The organism is Sphaerobacter sp., assembly GCF_019683595.1.
Taxonomy (GTDB): Bacteria; Chloroflexota; Chloroflexia; order Thermomicrobiales; family Thermomicrobiaceae; genus Sphaerobacter.
This window is the reverse complement of sequence record NZ_JADGHZ010000284.1, coordinates 1-3,209: the sequence shown is the minus strand read 5'-3', so window position 1 is coordinate 3,209 and position 3,209 is coordinate 1. Positions and strand designations below refer to the sequence as shown.

The 3,209-nt window shown below is 70.7% G+C and carries 2 protein-coding genes; both read left to right on the top strand.

Annotated features, from left to right (window positions below):
- Window positions 1-619: 619 nt before the first annotated feature.
- Complete coding sequence (locus IRZ30_RS16655; protein ID WP_294086793.1) at window positions 620-1,804, top strand: YgeY family selenium metabolism-linked hydrolase; 1,185 nt, start codon at window positions 620-622, stop codon at window positions 1,802-1,804.
- Window positions 1,805-1,869: 65 nt separating this feature from the next.
- A complete protein-coding gene (gene thrC / locus IRZ30_RS16650) occupies window positions 1,870-3,084 on the top strand; it encodes a threonine synthase (protein WP_294086792.1) in 1,215 nt (404 codons plus the stop codon).
- The last annotated feature ends 125 nt before the right edge of the window (window positions 3,085-3,209 follow it).

The window sequence follows — 3,209 nt, the reverse complement described above, 5'->3', positions numbered from 1 at the left end:
GGCACGGACCGAGCGGTGAACACCGTATCACCGGGCCGTGAGCCATGCCCCATCCCAGCCCGCTTATGATGTTTCACAACTTAATCGGACGATCTCTCCGAGGACCGCTGCCAGGTACGACGGGACACGGCAAACGCTGCGCTGAGCGCTCCGCACGCACCGATGGGCCCAGGCAGGCATGATCCGAATTAGTTGTGAAACATCATCAGCGGGCTTTTATTGTGAGCCCGGCGGCTTTAGCCCCGGGCACGCGACACGACGTGGAATCCTTCACGCCACCCCCGGGGCACGGACCGACCGCCTACACCTCAATCAATGTGTCAAACTCCATTGCCCCCGGGCACCTGCCACGGCGCGCGGACCCTCCTGTCACCTATTGCGGCTCGTGGCCGTTTGCGGCTCGTGGCCGTCGCGTTGCGGGCTGCGGTCGGGTGTATCCAAGCGGTTGCTAAAGGGTCATGAGCGGCGGCCCGGCCACCAGCGCGAGTCCGGCATACCGCCACACCACAAACGTCCGCAACCTGGCGCGCAGGTGGCCGGGCTGGGAGAATGATCGCCGGGCCGGGGGTGAGGTCGTGTGGCGCGTCCGGGGCCGCGTCGATGAGAGGAGGGATGGGTCATGGCAGATCCGGAGGGGGATCGAATCGTGAACGCCGGCGAGCTGGTGGATTTCACGCTGCGGCTGGTGCGGGAGCCGAGCCCGTCGGGGGCGGAGGGGGCGGTGGCCCGAATCGTGGCCGCCGAAATGGAGCGCCTGGGCTTCGCGATCGAGACGGACGACCTGGGGAATGTGGTCGGCACGATCGACGCCGGTCCTGGGCCATGTATTCTGTTCGATGCCCACATGGACACCGTGGGGGTGAGCAACCCGGACGACTGGTCGCGGCACCCCTGGGGTGAGGTGGTGGGCGATCGGCTCTACGGTCGCGGCTCGATGGACATGAAGGGGCCGCTGGCGGCCGCGGTGCACGGGATCGCCTCGCTGCGCGGGTCGCTGCGCCGGGGGCGGGTGGTCGTGTCGGCGACGGTGGCCGAGGAGCTGGTCGAAGGGCCGGCGCTCGAGCACGTCGCCCGGCGGGTCAAGCCCGACGCGGTGGTGATCTGTGAGGCAACCGGGCTGACCGTCGCCCGAGGCCAGCGCGGGCGGGCTGAGATTCGGATTGAGGTTAACGGACGGCCGACGCATTCCTCCCGGCCGGAGTTCGGAATCAACGCGGCGGAGGCAATGGCTGACGTCATCGTCGCCCTGCGAGACCTTGAGCCGACCCGGCATCCCGTACTCGGCCAGGGAATCCTGGTGTTGACTGATATCCTGTCGGAGCCGTATCCCGGCCTCTCGGTCGTGCCGCACCGCTGCGTGGCGACCTTCGACCGGCGGACGCTGCCGGGAGAGACGGAGGAGTCGATCCTGGCACCGATCCGGGAGCGGATGGACCGGGCGCTGGCGCGGTCCGGGGCGACCGGGACCGCGACGATTGCGGTGGACGACTTCGAGAGCTACACGGGGGCGCGCGTGGAGGCGCCGAACTTCGCCCCCGCCTGGTTCTTCTCCGACGACCACCCGCTGGTTGCCGGGGCGCTCGCGGCGTTGGAGGAGGCGGGGGTGCCGACGCGGCTCGGTCACTATGCCTTCTGCACCAACGGGAGCGGCACCGCGGGGCGGCTCGGCATCCCGACCATCGGGTTTGGGCCGGGTGATGAGGAGATGGCCCACCGGGTCGACGAGTACATCGAGATCGCCCAGTTGGAGGCGGCGGCGCGGGGCTATGCCGCCATCGCGCGGCACCTGACCGAGCGCGGCTGAGAGGCGGGGCGGCTCGGCCGATGCCGACCGAATCGACTGGATCGGTGAAGGTAGAGGGAGTGGAGATGGGCATTCCGACCGGCGCGACGGTCGTGTACGACGACGGAACCGAAGAGTCGTTCGACAATGTGAGTCTCGCCGAGGCGCGGGCCGATGCGGGGCGCGTGGAGTACCGGTACGCCTACGCCGCGGACTTGCTGCCGGCCGCGCCGGCAGGTGAGGCCGGTATGTGGCGCTACCGTGCGCTCCTGCCGCTGGAGGAGGGGCCGATCCACTACCCGCTGCCGGTCGGGGGGACGCCGCTGGTTGCGCCTCCCGGGCTGCGGAGCCGGCTGGGGATGGCGCACCTCTGGGTGAAGGATGAAACGCGCGGGCCGACCGGCTCGAACAAGGACCGCGCCACGGCGATGGTGCTGGAGCACGCCATGCGCGCCGGGGCACAGACGGTGAGCTGCGCCTCGACCGGCAACGTCGCCGTCTCGCTGGCTGTCGGGGCGGCCGCGGCGGGACTGCGGGCGGTGATCTTCGTGCCGGAGCAGGTCGCGGAGTCGAAGCTGTCGCTCATGCGGCTCGCCGGGGCGACGGTGCTGAAGGTCCGCGAGGGCTACGACGCGGCGATGCGCTTCTCGCGTCGGGCTGCGCGCGAGTTCGGCTGGTTCGACCGGAACACGGGGTACAACCCGGCCACGCTGGAGGCGAAGAAGACCGTCGCCTTCGAGATTTGGGAGCAGTTGGATCGCACGGTGCCGGACGTGGTGGTCTCGCCGATCGGCGACGGGGTGACCCTCAGCGCGCTGGCGAAGGGGTTCCGTGAATTGGTCGCCTGTGGTGTCACGACGGGCGTACCCCGGATCATCGGCGTCCAGGCCGAGGGGTGCCAGCCGGTGAAGCTGGCCTGGGAGCGGGGTGGCCCGGTCGAGCCGGTGGTGCCCCACACCATCGCCGACGGTATCGCGGTGGGCCAGCCGCTGAGCGGGGCGGCGGTGCTGCGGGATGTGCGCGACTCGGGCGGCGCCTTCGTTGCGGTGAGCGACGACGCGATGGTGCGCGCCATCGGCACGCTGGCGGCGTCGGCGGGCATCCTGGCCGAGCCGGCCGGTGCGGCGGCGATGGCCGGGTTGGAGGTTGCGCTGGAGGCCGGGCTGGTGAGCCGCGATGAGCGCGTCGTGGTGCTCGCGACCGGAACCGTGCTCAAGAACCCGATCTTCCCGGCGCTGCCGGGCGCGGTGCACACCGTTCACGCCGATCTGGACGAGGTACGGCGTACGCTCGGCGTCTAGTCGTGGATGCGGTGCCGCGTGGGCCGGGCTCAAGCCTGAGCCCGGCCCACGCCGTGCCGGCGGGCGGCGCCGCCGGTCGTGAGGGGGCGTCGGGGCCCCCGGCAAAGAGCCCCGATCGGGTGTGG

What these genes read in the sequence shown, in the direction of transcription:
- IRZ30_RS16655 (WP_294086793.1), top strand. Translation starts at nt 620, where the DNA reads ATGGCAGATCCGGAGGGGGATCGAATCGTGAACGCCGGCGAGCTGGTG.
- thrC (WP_294086792.1), top strand. Translation starts at nt 1,870, where the DNA reads ATGGGCATTCCGACCGGCGCGACGGTCGTGTACGACGACGGAACCGAA.